This is a genomic window from Enterobacter sp. Ag1 (assembly GCA_000277545.1).
Taxonomy (GTDB): Bacteria; Pseudomonadota; Gammaproteobacteria; order Enterobacterales; family Enterobacteriaceae; genus Cedecea.
This window is the reverse complement of record AKXM01000009.1, coordinates 42,568-61,193: the sequence shown is the minus strand read 5'-3', so window position 1 is coordinate 61,193 and position 18,626 is coordinate 42,568. Positions and strand designations below refer to the sequence as shown.

At 53.8% G+C, this 18,626-nt stretch carries 19 protein-coding genes; all 19 read left to right on the top strand.

Features of this window, described 5'->3' with window-relative positions; all coding sequences use genetic code 11:
• Entirely contained in the window at positions 1-306 is a 306-nt protein-coding gene (gene traL, locus A936_RS05310) for a type IV conjugative transfer system protein TraL (RefSeq protein WP_000398849.1), read from the top strand.
• A gap of 19 nt (positions 307-325) precedes the next feature.
• A complete protein-coding gene (traE, locus tag A936_RS05305; RefSeq protein ID WP_008455357.1) occupies positions 326-889 on the top strand; it encodes a type IV conjugative transfer system protein TraE in 564 nt (187 codons plus the stop codon).
• Entirely contained in the window at positions 879-1,619 is a 741-nt protein-coding gene (traK, locus tag A936_RS05300; protein WP_008455355.1) for a type-F conjugative transfer system secretin TraK, read from the top strand. Before traE ends, traK begins: the two co-directional genes overlap by 11 nt.
• On the top strand, positions 1,606-2,967 hold the full coding sequence (gene traB / locus A936_RS05295; protein ID WP_008455353.1) for an F-type conjugal transfer pilus assembly protein TraB: 1,362 nt from the start codon (positions 1,606-1,608) through the stop codon (positions 2,965-2,967). The genes traK and traB overlap by 14 nt, the downstream gene beginning before the upstream one ends.
• A 110-nt stretch (positions 2,968-3,077) precedes the next feature.
• Complete coding sequence (locus A936_RS05290) at positions 3,078-3,302, top strand: TraR/DksA C4-type zinc finger protein (RefSeq protein ID WP_008455352.1); 225 nt, start codon at positions 3,078-3,080, stop codon at positions 3,300-3,302.
• A 357-nt stretch (positions 3,303-3,659) separates the two neighbouring features.
• Entirely contained in the window at positions 3,660-4,109 is a 450-nt protein-coding gene (locus A936_RS05280) for a hypothetical protein (RefSeq protein ID WP_008455349.1), read from the top strand.
• Positions 4,110-4,126: 17 nt separating this feature from the next.
• On the top strand, positions 4,127-4,726 hold the full coding sequence (gene traV / locus A936_RS22605; protein ID WP_008455346.1) for a type IV conjugative transfer system lipoprotein TraV: 600 nt from the start codon (positions 4,127-4,129) through the stop codon (positions 4,724-4,726).
• 9 nt (positions 4,727-4,735) lie between these two features.
• On the top strand, positions 4,736-7,327 hold the full coding sequence (traC, locus tag A936_RS05275; protein ID WP_008455345.1) for a type IV secretion system protein TraC: 2,592 nt from the start codon (positions 4,736-4,738) through the stop codon (positions 7,325-7,327).
• Complete coding sequence (gene trbI, locus A936_RS05270) at positions 7,324-7,758, top strand: type-F conjugative transfer system protein TrbI (RefSeq protein ID WP_000845835.1); 435 nt, start codon at positions 7,324-7,326, stop codon at positions 7,756-7,758. Before traC ends, trbI begins: the two co-directional genes overlap by 4 nt.
• Positions 7,758-8,393: a type-F conjugative transfer system protein TraW gene (traW, locus tag A936_RS05265; protein WP_008455344.1), complete on the top strand. Its 636-nt coding sequence runs from the start codon at positions 7,758-7,760 to the stop codon at positions 8,391-8,393. The genes trbI and traW overlap by 1 nt, the downstream gene beginning before the upstream one ends.
• Positions 8,390-9,385, top strand: coding sequence for a conjugal transfer pilus assembly protein TraU (gene traU / locus A936_RS05260; protein WP_000833230.1), 996 nt, complete (start codon positions 8,390-8,392; stop codon positions 9,383-9,385). The genes traW and traU overlap by 4 nt, the downstream gene beginning before the upstream one ends.
• Before the next feature lie 11 nt (positions 9,386-9,396).
• Positions 9,397-9,765 (top strand): hypothetical protein, encoded by a 369-nt coding sequence (locus tag A936_RS05255; protein ID WP_008455341.1) that lies wholly within the window; start codon positions 9,397-9,399, stop codon positions 9,763-9,765.
• Entirely contained in the window at positions 9,762-10,379 is a 618-nt protein-coding gene (trbC, locus tag A936_RS05250; protein ID WP_008455339.1) for a type-F conjugative transfer system pilin assembly protein TrbC, read from the top strand. Before A936_RS05255 ends, trbC begins: the two co-directional genes overlap by 4 nt.
• Positions 10,376-12,205, top strand: coding sequence for a type-F conjugative transfer system mating-pair stabilization protein TraN (traN, locus tag A936_RS05245; protein WP_008455337.1), 1,830 nt, complete (start codon positions 10,376-10,378; stop codon positions 12,203-12,205). The genes trbC and traN overlap by 4 nt, the downstream gene beginning before the upstream one ends.
• Positions 12,202-12,981 (top strand): type-F conjugative transfer system pilin assembly protein TraF, encoded by a 780-nt coding sequence (traF, locus tag A936_RS05240; protein ID WP_008455335.1) that lies wholly within the window; start codon positions 12,202-12,204, stop codon positions 12,979-12,981. Before traN ends, traF begins: the two co-directional genes overlap by 4 nt.
• A 25-nt stretch (positions 12,982-13,006) precedes the next feature.
• Positions 13,007-13,618: a type-F conjugative transfer system pilin assembly thiol-disulfide isomerase TrbB gene (gene trbB / locus A936_RS05235; protein WP_008455333.1), complete on the top strand. Its 612-nt coding sequence runs from the start codon at positions 13,007-13,009 to the stop codon at positions 13,616-13,618.
• Positions 13,618-14,979 carry a conjugal transfer pilus assembly protein TraH gene (gene traH, locus A936_RS05230; protein ID WP_008455329.1) on the top strand — a complete coding sequence of 454 codons (1,362 nt, stop codon included), beginning with the start codon at positions 13,618-13,620 and terminating at the stop codon, positions 14,977-14,979. Before trbB ends, traH begins: the two co-directional genes overlap by 1 nt.
• Position 14,980: 1 nt before the next feature.
• Entirely contained in the window at positions 14,981-17,830 is a 2,850-nt protein-coding gene (gene traG, locus A936_RS05225; protein ID WP_008455328.1) for a conjugal transfer mating-pair stabilization protein TraG, read from the top strand.
• A complete protein-coding gene (locus A936_RS05220; RefSeq protein WP_008455326.1) occupies positions 17,817-18,437 on the top strand; it encodes a hypothetical protein in 621 nt (206 codons plus the stop codon). Before traG ends, A936_RS05220 begins: the two co-directional genes overlap by 14 nt.
• Positions 18,438-18,626 lie beyond the last annotated feature (189 nt).

Genomic DNA, 18,626 nt, shown 5'->3' with positions numbered 1-18,626 from the left:
ATGGAGGGAAACGATTTAGACAAATACCGTTTCCCGAAAACCCTGTCAGAGCAGAACCGCATTATTGGACTGCCCCTTGATGAAGCTATCCCCGCAGCGGTTGTTTTGCTGTGGGGATTTTTCACCAAGAAATATTTATTCAGTCTGATTATTGCGGCAGTTATCTGGCAACTGATCAGGGCGGCGAAACGCGGAAAGAGTTCCCGCTGGTTATACAACTGGTGTTACTGGTATTTGCCCACTGAATTATTCCGGGTTGTCTACCGCGTTATTCCCGATTCCAGTTTCAGGAAATGGATAAAATAAATTACCGCAGGGCCATATTATGGAAATCAGCGCTCGTAATTCATCCACCAAAATTATTGCCATTATTATTCTGTCGCTCACGACACTGGTCTTTATTCTGGGCTTTGCCGTGGCATGGCTGGCTGTGACCAACAGAGCACTCATCCACGAGCAACGTACAGTCGTCACACCGATGACCTACAACGCGCCTTTTGTGGTATCCGAAACGAAAGCCGATACCGAGTATTTCCGGATGATGACGCTGTCCTTCCTGGCCCTGCGTCTCAATGTCGCTCCTGAAACGGTCGATTCCAACCACGCCTTTCTGATGACCTTTGTAGAACCTGATGTCCGGGCGGACTTTGTAAAAGTCCTGGATGAAGAGGCTGCTCAGATTAAAGCCAATGATGTGAATTCCACGTTCTACACCACAGAAATCAATGTCTATCCCGTTGACGGCCGCATCGATGTTCGTGGCGTGCTGAAAATGTGGATCGGCAACTCCAAGCCTTCCACGGAAATAAAAACCTACCGGCTTCGTCTGAAGTATACCGGAGGTTTTACCCGTATCGGCCGGTTCTATGAGGTGACCAATGAAAAATAACCTCCCGGCGTTATTGTTTGGTACAGCCATGATGGTCGTTGTGCCCCCGGCTGCGCAGGCACAGTCACCTGCCACGATCAGCTTCCCACAGGGCGGACAGTTCCGGCTGAGTATCAGCAGTACCGATCCCAACATGATTTTTATCCCTGGTGACAAAGTCACCGCCATCACAGCACCCGAGGGCATGCTGGCAGACAAGCGACTGACAACGGCAGGAGGTGTGTTGTTCACCTCTGTGGCCACCCGTACTTTCACCTTTTTTGTAGAAACTGCGCTGGGCCAGACCTTCTCAGTCGTGGCCACTCCCGTAAAAGGTGAAGGTCGCGTCTATCGACTGATGAGCGCAGAACCGCCTGTACGGCCTGAAACCCGTAAATGGGAAACTGCTCAGGCTTACGAAAAGCTGCTGATCAGCCTTAATCGCGCCGTGCTGACGGGCGACATACCTGACGGCTACGGTGAAGTAAAACCGCTGTCTGACGGTATTCGTCTCCCCGGTGGTTTTTCTGTTACCCCCCTGAAAGCCTGGGCGGGCGACCAGCTGCGTGCCGATCGTTATGAACTGCGTAATGCCAATACCTGGGGGGTAGCGCTGCGGGAGCAGGACTTCTGGAAGCCCGGCGTTCGTGCCGTGATGTTTGATAACAACGCACAGACTCTGATGGGCGGAGGAAGAATGACCGTCACCGTTATCCGTGAAAACGGGGAGGGTGAAGATGGCCAACGTTAATAAAGTCGTCCGCCGTCGTCAGGTTGCCCTGCTTATAGCTCTTGTTCTCGGGATTGGTGCTGGCGGTGCCGGGACCTGGATGGTCTCAGAGATGAACCTGAAGAAAGCGCCGCCCGCAAAAGCGCCAAAAGGCGAACCCGCGCCGGATATGACCGGAGTGGTCAATCAGTCCTTCGATAACAAAGTCCAGCGTTCCGCCATTGCGGAAGCTCAGCGGCTTAACAAGGAAACGCAGACAGAGATTAAAAAGCTGCGTACCGAAATGGGACTTGTCAGTCGCGACCTTAAAGGCAGTCAGGATCGTATTCGTGAACTGGAAGACCAGAACCAGTTGCTGCAGACACAGCTTGAGGCCGGGAAGAATTTTGACTCCCTCAGTGCTGAACCACTGCCGGGGGCGCTGGCCTCTCAGGGGAAACCTGTACCCGCTGGTAATGTCCCACCCCCGACCAGCTTCTGGCCAGCCAGTGGCGGACAGGCTCCGGCAGCACCGGTGATGACCCCTGTTCAGCGCCCGGGAATGATGGACAGTCAGGAGTTCAGTCTGCCGGATACCGGGCCGAAAAAGCCCCGTTTCCCGTGGATTTCTTCCGGCAGTTTTGCTGAAGCCATCGTCGTGGAAGGGGCGGATGCCAATGCGTCCGTAACTGGCGATAAAAATACCGCCCCGATGCAGCTGCGTCTCACCGGCAAAGTTCAGATGCCTAACGATGAAGAGTTCGATCTGACAGGCTGCTTTGTGACACTGGAGGCGTGGGGGGATGTCTCCAGTGAGCGTGCCATCGTTCGTACCCGTTCAATCAGCTGCAAGCTGGGTGACGAAAACATCGACCAGAAGATTGCCGGTCATGTGTCCTTTATGGGCAAGAACGGTATCAAGGGCGAAGTGGTTATGCGTAATGGCCAGATCCTGCTGTACGCGGGCGGCGCGGGCTTCCTGGACGGGATCGGGAAGGGCATTGAGAAAGCCTCCTCCACTACCGTGGGCGTCGGCGCGACTGCCAGCATGAGCGCCGGCGATATCGGCCAGGCAGGGCTCGGCGGTGGCGTCAGTTCTGCAGCTAAAACACTCTCCGATTACTACATCAAACGCGCTGAACAGTACCACCCCGTCATTCCAATCGGCGCGGGCAATGAAGTCACGCTTGTTTTCCAGGATGGCTTCCAGCTCGAAACACTGGAAGAGGCGCGCGCGAAAGCGGCTGCACGTAAAAAACAAAATCCACCTTCTGCCTCATCCATGCCTGCTGCCATGCCGGGTAACACGCCGGACATGCTGAAGCAGCTGCAGGACTTCAGGGTAGGAGACACCGTCGATCCGACGACTGGCCAGGTCGTCACACAGTAAACGGGGCCGGGAAACCGGCCACAACAACACAATCCGGAATAGTCAGTGCCCTGGAAGACGAGAAAGGGATGGGCGGTAGCGTGTCCGGGCAGTATACACAGGAAAGAGTGATGGCAGACGTACTGGACCAGTTGCAGGAGCAGGAAGACCTGATTCACAGGCTGCACATTCAGGCGGTCAGACAACAGTTAAGCGTTAAAGGTGAAAGCCTTACCCGGTGTGAATGTTGTGGAAACCGTATTCAGGAACGGCGTCAAAAAGCGATACCTGGCGTGCGTACCTGCACGGAGTGTCAGCGGGTACTGGAAATTCGGGAAAAAAATTATCAGAGGTGAGCGATGGGAAGCAGAAAAGTCAATGTGATGGTCGTGGGGGAAACCGGGACTGGCAAAACTACGACACTCAGTCAGGTCACTCGAATTTTCCTGGCAAAGTCTGACGTAAGCCAGCTCAGGGAACTGTATTCCGGTGATGACGGGGAGAGGCTGGCGGAGGCTATCCGTCAGAACTGCAACATCTGGTATCCGCTGTGCTTCATCCCGATCTTGTCCGGAGCGGGGGATGGGAGTTCTGGCAATTTTCCCGGTGAAAAAGAAATCCGAAAAACACCAGGGGTGCGATGTGTATGCATCTTCTCTGTCCTCCCTGACTGTCAACAAAAACGCTAAATGGCCCGAAAACGAAAGCGAGAAATGATGATGGATATTTCTTCATTACTTCTACGAGATTTTAGCGATCTGAGCAGGCCGGAGTTAATTGCACGGTTGAGGCGCCTGAAGAACCTTCAGGCACGAGTGGAGTACACCCGTGACAACTTTTCTCCCCGGCAACTAAAGGCATTCGCCCTGGCCATCCTCCTTCTGGTCATGGCTTATGCATTAACCGATTCCTTAATCTTCAGCGGCATAACCTGCCTGGTCACACTCATTGGGGTACTGCGTTATTCCCGGTTACCCATGACATGGCACACACAGCTAAAAGACGGTATCTCCCGGTTCGAGAGTCTTCGAAGTTCTCCGCTTCGTCAGATGGATGAAGCGGATGCCCATTATGACTGGCATTACGCCTCTTATTGCCTGGCTGCTGAAATCCAGCTTATTTACTCCGCGCTTTCGCAGCCAGCCAGACCCTTCAGCGCATAATTTTTCAGGAAACAGCGATGAAACAAATCACACTTTTGCTGGCAGGCTGCGCCCTGCTGTTATCCGGTTGTGCCGGTGTCAAAAGCAGTTTCGACTGCGATGCCACAACGTCTGATACCTGTATGACCATGACGAAGGCCAATCAACTGGCCCGTGACAAGGCGGCAAAACAGGCGGGAAAGCCGGCTGCGGGCGGACTGCCTTCCCTGGTTAATCTTCCGGCCACCTCTGCGGCGGCGGTTCCGTCAGCATCCCGTGCCGTCGTCAGTGTCCCCTCAGGTGCGCGGGTAACCAGCAACACACCCGCAGTATCAACTGGCATACCGACAGGCATAAACACGAACGCCGCAGCGTCAACACTGACGCCACGTCCGATTGCCGTAACGCCGATAACACCTGTTTCACGCACAAATGTGTCCGCAGTCACTCCGGCACCGTCATGTCAGAGCGTGCGCTGTGACCATCCTGGATCGGTGCATCCACAACGCAGCCAGGACCAGATAGCCACGGTCTGGATTGCACCCTGGGTGGACAGCGATAACGCCTTTCATCAGCCCGGTCGGGTGTCCTTTGTGGTCAGCCCTGCCGACTGGGTTCTTCCGTCCCGGGTAAATTAAGGAGTTCGGGTGAAAAAATTTCTGAACGTACTGGAAAATCTGCAGAACGCCTTCCGGATGCCGGATGGCGCGTCGGAGATGACGCGCAATCTGGCCAGCCTGGACTTTCCGCAGCTGACCAGCGTCCTGCCGTACCGTGACTATGACCGTGACAGCGGGCTGTTTGTGAACCGTAGTACGGTGGGCTTTCTGCTGCGTGCAGAGCCCCTTATCGGCGCTAACGAACAGATTGTGTATGTGCTGGAAGATCTCATCAAAAGCAAGCTGCCGCGTAAGACCCCAATATCATTCCACCTGGTGTCCAGCAAACTGATCGGCGATCAGCTTGACCGGGGCCTGTCTGAGTTCCGCTGGCAGGGGAAGCATGCTGACAAATTTAACCGTATCACCCGGGCGTATTATCAGCGCGCGGCGCAGCAGCAGTTCAACAGCCCGACCGGTCTGCCGCTGACCCTGCGTGACTACCGTCTGTATATCTCTTACTGCGTGAAGGCGAAGAAGCGGACGGCAGCTGTGATGACGGAAGTCGCTCACACCCTGAAAGTCCTTCGCTCCTCACTGGATGCGGCAAAAATTTATACGCAGGCGGCAGATGACCAGGAGCTGGCCACGCTGGTTCACGGGATGCTGAATGCCCGACACGACCAGCTGTACCCCGATGAGGTTCGTGTCGGCAAATTTGATGAGCTGCATCAGCGCTGTGTTGACCAGCGTATTGGTATCGATGTGCGTCCGGATGATGTCCTCATCAGTCTTGCCGACCGTCAGGGCAGCGTTACCTCCACGCGGGCCATGAACTTCATGCTGGAGAACAATCCGGATATGTTCATGCTGTGGATGGGCGGCGATAACCTGTCCAACCTGCTCAGCCCCGATCTGACAATCGCCAGCCCGTTCGTTATCACGATGGTGATGGAGGCCGAAGACCAGGTGGCGACACAGGGCGAAGCCACGCGCAAGTATCTCGACCGGGACAAAAAAGCGAACTCTCCCTATGCCACCCTGTTTCCCGGCGTGGCCAAACAGGCTAAAGAGTGGAAGGAGATCCGCGAGCATCTCAACAGTAATCAGACCTGTATTGTCCGCTATTACTATAACGTCACTACGTTCTGTCCGGATACGGATGAGGATGCGCTTGTCTGCGAACAGCAGGTCATTAATACCTTCAAGAAGAACGGCATAGATCTGTTTTCCCCGACCTATATGCAGTTCCGTAACTGGATAGCGATGATCCCCTTCATTCATGCGGAAGGGCTCTGGGAAGATATAAAAATGGGCGGGGCCACCTGCCGGGCTGAGAGTATCCAGGCCGTGAATCTGCTGCCGGTGGTGGCCGACAACCGGCTGTGTCAGGGAGGATTGCTGACGCCGTCCTACCGCAACCAGCTGGCGTTCCTCGATATCTACGGGGACGGGATGGGTAACACCAACTACAACATGGCGGTTACAGGCACCTCGGGGGCGGGAAAGACCGGTCTGGTACAGCCTATCCTGCGCAGCGTGCTGGACTCCGGCGGTATCGCCTGGGTGTTTGACATGGGGGACGGCTACAAATCGTTCTGCGAGAACGTGGGGGGGACATACCTTGACGGTAAATCACTCAAATTCAATCCGTTTGCCAACATCTCCAGTATCAATGAGTCCGGAGAACGCATCCGTGATCAGCTTGCGGTACTGGCAAGCCCGAACGGCACGCTGGATGAAGTTCACCACAGTCTGCTGCTGCGCGGGGTTCAGGAGGCCTGGGAAGCGCACAAGGAAAAAGCCCGTATTGACCACGTCGTCCAGAAACTGACGGCTATCCGTGAGGATGAGAAATACCAGAACTCGCCGGGTATCACCAACCGGCTGGATGAAATTATCGAACTGCTCGGGAAGTACTGCTCCTGGGGGATTTACGGCGAATACTTCAACAGCGACGAGCCGTCACTGACCGATGACGCCCGCTTTATTGTCCTGGAGCTGGGTGGCCTGCAGGACAAGCCAGACCTGCTGGTTGCGGTGATGTTCTCCCTCATCATCTACATCGAAGACAAAATGTACCGCACGCCGCGCAGCCTGAAGAAGTGCTGCACCATCGACGAAGGCTGGAAACTGCTCAACTTTAAAAATGAGAAGGTCGGTCAGTTTATTGAAACCGGCTACCGTACGGTTCGCCGGCACCGTGGCGCGTTCATCACCATCAGCCAGAATATCAAAGACTTTGACGCTGATGATGCCTCCGGCGCAGCAAAAGCGGCCTGGGGTAACTCTGCCTTCAAGGTGGTCCTCAAGCAGGATGCCTCTGAGTTTAAGCAGTATAACCAGAACCGTCCCAACCAGTTCAGCGAGCTGGAGCGCAGTGTTATAGGCAAGTTCGGTGATGCCAAAGACCAGTGGTTCTCCTCCTTTATGCTGCGCATCAACGATACCTGCAGTTTCCATCGTCTCTTTGTCGATCCGCTCAGTCGCGCGATGTTCAGTTCAAAGGGTGATGACTTCGAATTTATCCGCCAGTGCCGGGAACAGAACATGGATATCCATGACGCCGTATACCAGCTGGCACAACGTAACTTTCCTGATGAGATGCGCGAACTGGAAGCGCTTGCGGAGGCCGCATGAAAACGGAAAAACAGGTTAACGACACTCAGTCAAAACCCACAACTGCCAGAAAGGCCCTGACCCAACGCGAACGCCAGAGGCGTCGCTGTCTGCGCAGCCTGCTGCTGGTTGCCGCCACCATCCTGTGTATTAACGCCGCCGTCACGTCGCTGCTGATTAGCTGGCGTATGCCAGCTGTGGTGTCATTTGATATGAAAAAAACGCTGGATCAGTTCACTGAACAGGCCGGCGCTCAGTCACTGGATGAGCCTCAGACTAAGGCACTTACCGAACGATTTATGACCAGCCTCAATACGGAGCTGCAGGACTGGCAGCGCCGCCATGATGCACTAATTCTGGTGACGCCCGCAGTGGTCAGCGGAGCGGCCGACATCACTGATGAAATTCAGACAGGGGTGGCACACCGAATGGCGGCGGGGGGCGGCAACTGATGAAAAAAGGGCTGCTGGCGCTGTTGCTGATTTCCGGCGTAGCACAGGCAAAAAATCTGGGGACATGGGGGGAGATGTACCCCATTGCTGAGCAGGACATGCTCACCACCATCCAGACCCGCCTGAAGGCAATGGAGGCCAGCGGTGAGATGGCCCGGGAGCAGGAAGCATTCAAACAGCGTGTCATTGAAAACACTCTACGTCCTAAACCGGTTGAAGGACTGACGCTGGCGCAGGAGAACACCACGCACTATATCGATCCGTCGCTGACGGTCAGCGAAGATATGAAGGACCATCAGGGACAGGTGTTTGCCCGCAAGGGGCAGGTTATTAATCCGCTGGATACGGTGCCCTTCACCGACACATTGTATTTTATCGATGCAGATAATCCGCAGCAGCTGGCGTGGATGAAGAAGCAAAAGCCCGGGACGCTGACGTACCGCGTCATACTCGTCAACGGTGATGTCCGTGAAGCCACCAGTGCCCTGAATACCCGGATCTACTTCGACCAGGATGGTTCTCTCAGCCGGAAGTTTGAACTCAAAACCATTCCGGCCCGGGTGACGCTGGCGGAAGATCGCCGTCGTCTGCGGGTGGACACCTTCGCCCTGGATATGCCGGAGGTGACACCATGAAGCGATATCTGGCTGCTCTGGGGCTGGCGCTGCTGTGTCTGACCGGGATAACCGGAACGGCACAGGCAGCCTCCGCTGAATGTGAAGGTAATTTTGTCAATCCGATCACCGATGTCTGCTGGGAGTGCATTTTCCCGGTCACCATTGGCAATGTGCCGGTGGCCAAAGGACGCCAGCCGGACACCGCCAACCCGTCGATGCCCATCCAGTTCTGCCCGATGGGTATTTTCTGGCGTGTAGGACTGGCCATCGGTTACTGGGAGCCGATGGCCCTGACCGATGTGACGCGCTCTCCGTACTGCATGGTGAATCTGGGGGGATTCAACATCAATATTGGTAATGTCGGCAGCGGGACCGGCGGGCAGGAGAACCGGGCCAATCCCGGTGCGTTCTACCATGTCCACTGGTACAAATATCCCCTGACATACTGGCTTAATATAATCACGTCAGTGGGTTGCCTGCAGACCGGCGATATGGATATCGCCTATCTGTCCGAACTGGATCCGATGTGGGACAGCAGTTCGCTCAGCATGATTATCCAGCCTGAAGCGATCCTGTTCGGCAATGTGATTGCGCAGGCGGCCTGTGCGGCAGATGCCGCTGCAAGCCTGACGCATATGCCGCTGGACGCCCTGTTCTGGTGCGCCGGCAGTCAGGGAAGTATGTACCCGTTTAACGGCTGGGTTTCCAATGAATTCAGCCCCCTGCAGACCTCATTACTGCTCAGTGAACGTATGGCATTCAAGCTGCACCGGCAGGGCATGATCATGAACTCAATCGGTGAAAACACGTCAGTCTGCTTTGAATATCCGTCCCCCATCATGCCGAAAAGCCGCTGGCGCTATCACCTGGTCAATAAATATCCCGATGCCGGGCAGTGTCATCCGCTGGGCCGCAGCGTGACCCGCTGGGAAACCGGTAAGAACATGCCCAACGACCGTCGAAACTTTGGCTATCTCTTCTGGCGTAAACGCAACTGCGTTTTTCTCTAAGGAAGCACAGTATGTTTGTGAGCAAAAAAAAGTATGAGCTTGTACTCGCCCGCTATGAAATGGCTGCCTCCCGCGCCGACCAGGCGGAACAGGTTCTCGCACAACTTTACAGTATGGCGCTGAAATATGGCGGGCTTTACAAGTGCATTCTCGAATGCCGTGAAGCGGCAATGGCCGTGACTCAACCTGGTCGGGAAAGCACAAAACTGACCACGGAGCGACTGGCCTTTATCGACAGAAGATTAAGCGATTTGCTGCCTTTCCTGACGCAACATATGCCGGACGGAGAAAGGCTGATGTGGAACGACATGTTGATCGGGCGTTCTGCTGCAACGGCTTATGGCCCGGTAGCCCAACAGCCGGAGGAGGAAACCCTGTGAGCAAATCACTGATTTTTCTGCTTGCTCTGTTGACCACAGGGCTGGCTCAGGCCACAGAACACACGGAAAATCGCCAGTTTATCCATGAGCAGCTTCAACTGGATCGTCAGCGATTTAACTCACTCCAGACCCCTGAGTTCCTGAAGCAGGCCCGTCCGGTAGCGCCGCAGGATCAGTCGTTCCTCGACGCGCAGGCACAGCAGTTCCGGCAATCCATGCAGCCCGGGGAGCGCCCGGTTGAGGCCGCACTGGTCTTTGTTTCTTTCTCGATGCCACCTGATGAACTGAAACAGCGCGTACAGGACGCGGCAGCGCTGAATATACCGGTGGTTATCCGGGGGATGGTGAACGGCGACATGCGGGCCACGGCGAATGCTGTTGCCGGGCTTGTGAAAGAGAGTAATACAGGCGGCGTGCAGATAGACCCGACCACCTTTCGTAAATACAACATTTCCGCCGTCCCGGTACTGATTGTCGCCTGCGGTAATCAGGGAGATAAAGTAGACCGTCTTCAGGGCGATCTCACACTGCATCAGGCATTAAAGCGCGTGGCAGAAGAAGGTGACTGCGCGCAGACCGCTAAAAGCCTGCTGGGCGAGGAGGAGGGCGAATGAAAAGGATACTCCCTTTACTGGTGGCTACGGCATCGGTCTTTCTGGTGCAACCGCTCCTCGCTAACGAGCAGTTTAATCAGGGAATGCAGCAGGGTAAGGCGAGCAAAGGGCAGGGTGCTGATGCCATTCAGGGATTTAAGCCTGCGGAGGTCATCCCGGGCTATACGACTTCCCCCGCAGAGAGTGGATATTACGGAGGGGTGACCTCATCGGGTGTGGATATGACATCACCGGGTTCTGCCGCGATGAACAGTTCTGAGGCCGGAAAAGCCATCACGGAATCCATCCTTAATACACCACCAGACAACAAACCGTCACTGGATGCGCCCTTTATTGCCGAAGGGCTGGCGATGAAGGACAAAGCTGAGACCATTACCGGCGGTGGATTTGACGGATGTGTGGACCAGCCAGCCAGTTTTACCGAGATCACCACACATCAGTGTCTGCGGGACACGAAGATTGAACAGTACTGCACCCGCACCGCGACCATTGCTGGCGACTGGAAAGAAACGACAGAGATTAAAACCTACACCCTGACCGCTTTCAGCTTTAGCCGTTCCGGAAAGCAGGTTGTTTTCAGTGTGGCCGCGCCTGAAGCGGGCGTCATACACAGCGCGAGTCTGAACGTGACCACACAAAATTATCTCTGGAACTCCCGCGCCAGCTTTATGAATACCACGTTCAATCTGACCTGGAATGACACCATTGCGCTGGGGGGCGCGACAGGGATGACGCTGAATAAAGAACAGGTTCTCAGCGGGACAAGCTGCAGCGGGAACGGCAGTTGTACCGGTTCGCTGGATGACATCATTTTTAAAGAGCTGACCGGTGGAAACACACGTTTCACGCTGACGCTGGTGATGCAGGTGAAAAGTCGGGAGTGGGTGCCGCGGGTGGAGTGGTCGGAAAGCTGCCCGTTCAGCAAGTCTGAAGGCGCAATGACCGGCTCTCAGTGTGTGGAGCCAGGCGGAGTCAGGACCGTCGTTGTGGAGGGAAAAACCTACAGTATCCACCAGGACTGCTGGAAATGGCAGGACACGTACCTCACCCAGACCGAGACAGAAGGGACCTGTGGGGAGTACATGAAGGACTCGGCCTGTACGGTGACGCGCAGCCAGTGTGCGGATACCGTGGATGGTTTCTGTGTGAGCCAGCTGGTCACATACTCCTGTGAGCGTAAAAAAGAAGGTAACGGTCAGATCTGCGGCGGAGAGTTTTTCTGTAAAGACGGCAGCTGTGCGCAGGGCCAGACCGGAACCAGCAATATGTTTGGTCAGGCCGTCTCTGCTCTCGCCGCCGTTGCCGCAGCGGGCGAAGACGTGGCTGAACTGAACGGCGAGAACGTCCGCGCCTTTACCGGAGAAGGGAAGTCCTGCAAGAAATTTGCGGCGGGATTTAACAACTGCTGCAAGGATTCCGGCTGGGGCCAGGATGTGGGATTGTCCAGCTGCAGCAGCGATGAAAAAGCGCTGGGCAAGGCCAAAGAGAAAAAACTGACGGTCTATGTCGGGGAATACTGCAGTAAAAAGGTCCTCGGTGTCTGCCTCGAGAAAAAGCGCGGCTACTGCCAGTTTGATTCAAAACTGGCCCGTATTGTCCAGGAGCAGGGACGTCGTGACCAGCTGGGTGTCGGTTTCGGCAGCGGAAAGTCTCCGGACTGTCGTGGCATAACAGTGGATGAACTGCAGCGCCTCGATTTTGGGGTGATGAACTTCAGTGATTTTTACAGCGATCTTGATGCCGGCAGTGACATTCCGGAAGACCAGGCGTTGCTGAAAAAAGCGCAGGACATCATTGCAGAGAAAATGAAGGAGAACGCGCCATGAGATGTATTGCCGGTGCGTTTGCCCTGATGATGGCAGCATCGCTGCATGCTGCTCCCGAGGATGTGCTGGCGCCCAACTACGCCCGGGAAGAGGGATGGCAGTGGTACAACCCTAATGCGGAAGAGAACAAGCCCGAACCGGCGCCGCAGCCGACACTACGGGAACGCCTGGCCAGCATGACGCCATCAGAGCAGAAAAAGGTGCTCCAGCAGGCAACCCGTGAAGCGCTGGATACCGCCATCCTGTATCCATCAGCGGAGAATTTCCGCCGCTTTATGACACTGCAGAACTTCTGGACTGACCGGGCAACGGACTTCACCCAGACGGCGAAACTGGCCCGGCTGAAGTATCCGGAGCTGGATTACAACGTGAAGCGCTCCCATTACAACGGCACGGTGGAAGCCCGTCTGACGGAAGAGAAGAAGGTCCAGAATGCGGTTATCAGCCAGGTGGCACAGCGTTATGGCCTGTTCTTCTTCTACCGGGGTAATAACGCCGTCGACAACCTGATGGCCGGGGTGATTCGGGCTTTCTGTGAAGACCGGGGCATTACGCTCATGGCCGTCAGCGTGGACGGTAAACTCAGCGACCAGCTGCCGCAAAGTCGCCCTGACAGCGGACAGGCTGAAAAAATGCGTGTCACCCACTTCCCGGCCACGTTTCTGGTCGACCCGAAAACTCACCAGTGGCAACCCCTTGCATGGGGTTTTATGAGCCACGACGACCTGGACAGGCAGATGGTCAGCGTGCTGACCCACTTTGCGCCGGATTACTGATAACCCCCGTCTTTTGAGGTTCCTCATGCTTGTTACTGTATTACGGACCGCCATCCTGATGGCGGCGATACTGTCCGGCTGCCTGCACGCCGGGACACTGGATGATATCCGTGCGCTGGAAGCCGGAAAAACGGGCCGGAGCGCACCCGCGATGGATTCGCTCAGTCTGCCAGATAACAGGGCGACAACAACCACAGACCGTGCTGTTCAGAATACGTCACCCGTCTGGTATCCGTTGAGCGATGGCAGGAAAGTTAACCTGCAGGACTGGAAGGTGGTGCTGTTCATGCAGTCGACCTGCCAGTACTGCCGCCAGTTTGCACCAGTCCTGAAAGCCTTTTCTCAGCAAACCGGTCTTGACGTGTTCCCCGTCAGTCTTGACGGGAAGGGCGATGCCGAATTCCCCGATGTTCTGCCGGCAACGCCGGATGTGATGGTGGAATATTTCCAGAGCGGCCTGCCGGTGGCCACGCCAACCACCTTTCTGACCAACGTCAATACGATGGAAACCTGGCCGCTGCTGCAGGGTGCCGCAGGGGCTGGAGAATTCCGCGCCCGCCTCGATGAAGTACTCCGGATGGCGCTGGATCGTCAGGCCGGGAAAAGCATTCCACTCAACGCTCAGGGACAACAATAATGCGACTGAAACCGCTCTGCCTGGCCTTTGCGCTGGGCCTGTACAGCGCAGGAACGGCGCATGCCGCGCTGCAGGATGACATGAATTCATTCTTTAATGACATGAGTTATGCCAGCAACACCACCTCGGCAAAAGCCTGGCAGGGGCAGGCCGCACGTTATGTCTCCGGAGGCTCGTTCTACGCGCGCACCGGCAACAAGAACATTCAGCTGGTTTCCATCAGTCTGCCATCCATCAACGCCGGGTGCGGCGGGATTGACGTGTATCTGGGGGCGTTTTCCTTTATTAACTCCGACCAGATTATGGCGTTTGTGAAACAGACGATGGCCAACGCGGCAGGCTACTTCTTTGACCTTGCGCTGGAAACCACCGTACCGGAACTCAAGGCCGCGAAAGACTTTCTGCAGAAGATGGCCGCTGATATTAACCGGTTCAATATGTCCAGCTGTCAGGCGGCAAAGGCGATGGTCGACAGCGTGGCATCGCTGTGGGGCGAGAGCCAGCAGAACGTCTGCCAGTCTGTTGGCGGGCAAACCAGCGTGTTTTCGGACTGGGTGGCTTCCCGTCAGGGCTGTACCTCCGGAGGCAAATACGGTTCCGTCGCTGATAAAGCCACCGGCGCGGAAAAGGACCAGGTACTGAAGGATATCAACCTGATGTGGGATGCGCTTGGCAACAGCTCGCTCAGCAGCAACGCTGAGCTGCGTCAGTTCGCCATGAGCATCAGTGGTTCGGTGATTTTCGGCAGCAACGGCGAATTGCGGATACTGTCTTCAATGGCATCGGACCGCAGCCTGCTGACAGCGATGATGAGCGGGGGGACGGCAAAGGTATACGTCTGCGATAACCAGAATAAATGCCTGTCCCCGACTCTGAATAACGTGACGATTTCCGCAGACAAATCGCTTATTAAGATGGTGCAGGACATGCTGACCAGCATCGAGAACAAGGCCATCACCGACACGCCGCTGACGGAAAAAGAGAAGCAGTTCATCAACAGTACCTCCATCCCCATTCTCTCCTGGATTGTGGACCAGTCGTCACTGAGTGTCTCTCAGTCCCTGTTTGCCCAGCTGACGGATTACATCGCGGTCGACATCTATCTGCAGTATCTGGAAGCCGTGATGAAGGTGGTTAACGGATCGCTTGCCACCAAAGATTATCCGGGTGCCAACATGAAAGAGCTGAAAAGCGGGCTGGCCGACGCGCGTCAGGCGCTTAACTCGCTGCGTATGGAAGTGCAGATCAAAGAAGATGCCCTTATCTCCGCGCAGCAGCAAATCCGCTTTATCCGCCAGCAGGTCTCCTCAAAGATGAGCGATCGTGTGCTGGGTAACTACCAGTTCAGCAGGGTGAATTGATATGGCCGTTGATACGATTTACACCGTTGCCGGCGGGGCGTGGTTTCAGGATACGCTCAATGGCGTGGCGGCATTTTTTAACAGCAGGGCCGGAGACTCACTGATAGCTATGGCCACCGCCGTATCGGTGATTGTCGGGGCGGCAACCTATATCCGGACACGCAATATTATGGACCTGGTCAAATGGGCCGGGTTTTATGTCCTGGTGATTGCCGTTCTGGTCGGGGACAAGCGGAACGTGCAGATTATTGACCTGTCTGAACCAGCGGCCATCTATCAGGTGGATAATGTCCCGACCGGCCTTGCAGCCCCGGCCAGCCTGATCACCCGTATTGGTGCAGGTATGGCACAGGTTTACGATTTTGTGTTTGCCCGGCCGGACGCGCTGACTTACAGCAAAACCGGGATGCTGTTCGGCGCGCAGCTGGCGGCTGGGAGCAGTGATTTCCGGTTCTCTGAGCCGGAAATTCAGCGCATGTTCTCTGATTACGTTCATAACTGCGTGGTGGGTGACATTATGCTGAACAATAAGTACAGCATTGGCGACCTGATGAATTCTACAGACCCCTACGCGCTGATATTCAGTAAACCCAGTCCTCTGCGTGGTCTGTATGACAAAAACCGCAATTTTCTGACCTGCGAGCAGGCCATAACCAAAATAAACACTGATTCGAGTGATATCAGTGGACGGAATATGTCCCCGTTTCTCCAGCAGGTGCTTAACCGGATGCACGGTTTCACGAACCAGGTCTTTGGTCCGACAAACGGTGCCAGTACGGCACTGTTCACCGAAATGCTGGGCGACAGCTATAACTATTTTCACGGCAATTCCATGACCTCCACCGAAATCATCCGTAAGAACGTGGTGATGAATGGCCTGCGCAGTGGTCTGGAGAGCTTTTCAGCGCAGAATGGCGATACTGCCGGGCTGGTGAACACCGCCACGCAGACCTCGATGGCAAAAATGCGCCTGTCTCAGGCGACCAGTGCGTCCATCGCTGCCAACACGCTGCCGGTGATGCACAGCGTGCTGCTGGGCATGACAATGGCGCTGTTTCCGGTGCTGATTGTCCTGGCCGTGGTGAGTTCCCTGTCCTGGACCATTATCAAAGGCTATATCTACACCATTGCCTATCTGCAGATGTGGCCCATTCTGTTCTCCATACTGAACCATGCGATGAACTTCTACCTGCAGGGCAAACTCAACGGGACGGCGGTGACGCTGGCCACCTTTGACCAGGTGCAGAATACCTATTCAGATATCGGCACCACAGCCGGCTGGCTGGCGCTGTCCATCCCGTTTATCGCCTGGGGGATGGTGAAAGGCCTGGGACAGGTGGTGTCGCAGGCGGGGAACTATCTGGGACAGACCCTGCAGTCAGCCTCCACACAGTCGTCCTCGCAGGCGATTGACGGTAACTGGTCCTATAACAATATGACGACCGGGAATGTACAGGGAAACAAGTGGGACACCAACTACAGTCATCGTGAAGGGCATATGACCAGTCAGCTGGAGAGTGGTGCTACCAGAACGCTAACCTCTTCCGGGCAGAATGTTTTTGATACCACTGGAGCAATGTCGAAGTTGCCTGTCAGTCTCAATGGTGCTGAAGTCACAAGCAGCAGCCTGACTCAACAGGCAAGAGAGTCGGAACAACGTGCACAAACCGCACTTAGCGGATATCAGAGCGGGCGAGCCAGTAGCTGGATGCAGTTGCAACAATTTGCCAGCCAGCGTGGGAACAGTGACTCTCTTGTACAAGGTTTTGACCAAAGTACTGGCAGTAATGCCAGCAGTGGGATTAACAAGATGCTCAGTGCAACGAAAACGTTGGCACAAACACTCGGTATCTCAGAAACAGAAGCTTATAACCGACTTTTGGATAAATCTTCTAGAGGTACTGTTAGTACTGGCACTAAAGCGAGTGCGGGAGCTAAGTTTTTTGGGACAGGTGTGGAGGCTCATGTAGGAGCAGAATTAACCGGTAGTTCGGGTTCGTCACATGGTACAAGTGAAACAAATACTCAGACTAAGGATGTTAGAAGTGATAGAACCTCGCAGCTTGCACAAGATTTCAGAGAAGGGCTAGATATAGTCAAAAGCAGCCGTGTAAATGCAGGAGGAAGTCATACCGACGCTGCATCATCCAATAAATTGGAGCAATTGTCAGCTACACTCACTGACACACAGAATAGCTATCAGCAATATTCTGACAGTATGACCCGAAGCCATGAATACAGTGAAATGGCTGCTTATGTCCAGAGTAATAGTGCTCAGATTAACAGCAACTTTGATCAACAGTTTGCTAACTATGTAATGCAGAAATCTGGTAATGCTGAAGCCATCTTGAGTGACACATCTTCATCAGAAGTGGCAGCAGAACGTCAGAAGCTGGCTCAATCATTTGTGCAGGATAAGGTGTTACCGCAGATTCAGGCTGAATATCATGGACATAAAGCTAATCTGGGCAGCGGAATGAGTAATGTTGCGGGCGTTCCAGGCGAAGATAGCATCACTAATAACTGGAATACGAATTCAGATGCTATCCGTGATCACGAAAACAATGCGTTTATAAAGGAAAATGTTCCTCAAATCGTAGAACAACGATATGTTAATTCAAACCGGAGACTGAGTGACTCTGGACAAGATATTGCTGATTCTAAAGAGGCTATAGTCAAATCAAGAGATGAATTGCAGTCGCAACATCAAAAAACTCTAGATAAACATACACAAGGAATTGCAAATGAAAAAACATCACAGAAATCATTGGCCGGTATTGATAATGATGAGTTAACTAAGATGGCGCAAGATGCTCAGGAGAGAGGTTCAACATATTATGGTAAAAAATAAATTAAAAAAACGCTTTATGCTTTTGCCAGTACTCTATTTTTTAGTGTGGTTACGTTGCGTCATTGTTTTTTGCTCTTACAGTTGGGTGTATGCCGCGCCTGCGCTATTAATATTGTTTGTATTGATGTTTATAACGTTGTGGTTTTACCGAATGGAACGGATGTTAGTGTTAAGTGATTTGGGAAGTGGGTATATAAATCCATTGATTAACTTCAAGCTAATAGTTGCGGTTTTTATATTTCTGTTTTCTGCACTCATTGCAGAGTTATCACCTTTGATTGCGTACCCATTTATATTTTTAATTGGGGTGGTAGTGTCTTTTATTGGATTCTCTAAGATTAAAAGGAAGGATATTATTGCTGTTAAGGAGCTTTTATTAAAGGATGGTGCTAGAAATATCGATATTATCTGTTATCGAATATTAAGTGGGGAAATTATCACTGAACATGTTTCAGAGGGAGGGCAGTTGTTAGACGATGAACTATCGAACAATTCATTTGAAGTAAATCCTGCTACTGGCTTGCCAATGGTAAGTGGAAGCAAAAGTATTGACGTGGGTGGCAACCCATACGGAGTGGATTTGAGCTATAGGGATAGAGGTATTTAAAATTATTTCCGGTAAATGCTCACCTGTGGCGGTGAGCAGTGTGTTTGAATTTGAATGGCTGTTTTCTTTCTGTCTAGAACAATTCACATTTTCTGGTCTTTACTTGTAAGTATAAGACTCAATGTTTTAAAATTTTAGTGACCTCTCCTTTTACTATCTAAGTTAATTAACTTGCGGAAGCATAATTTT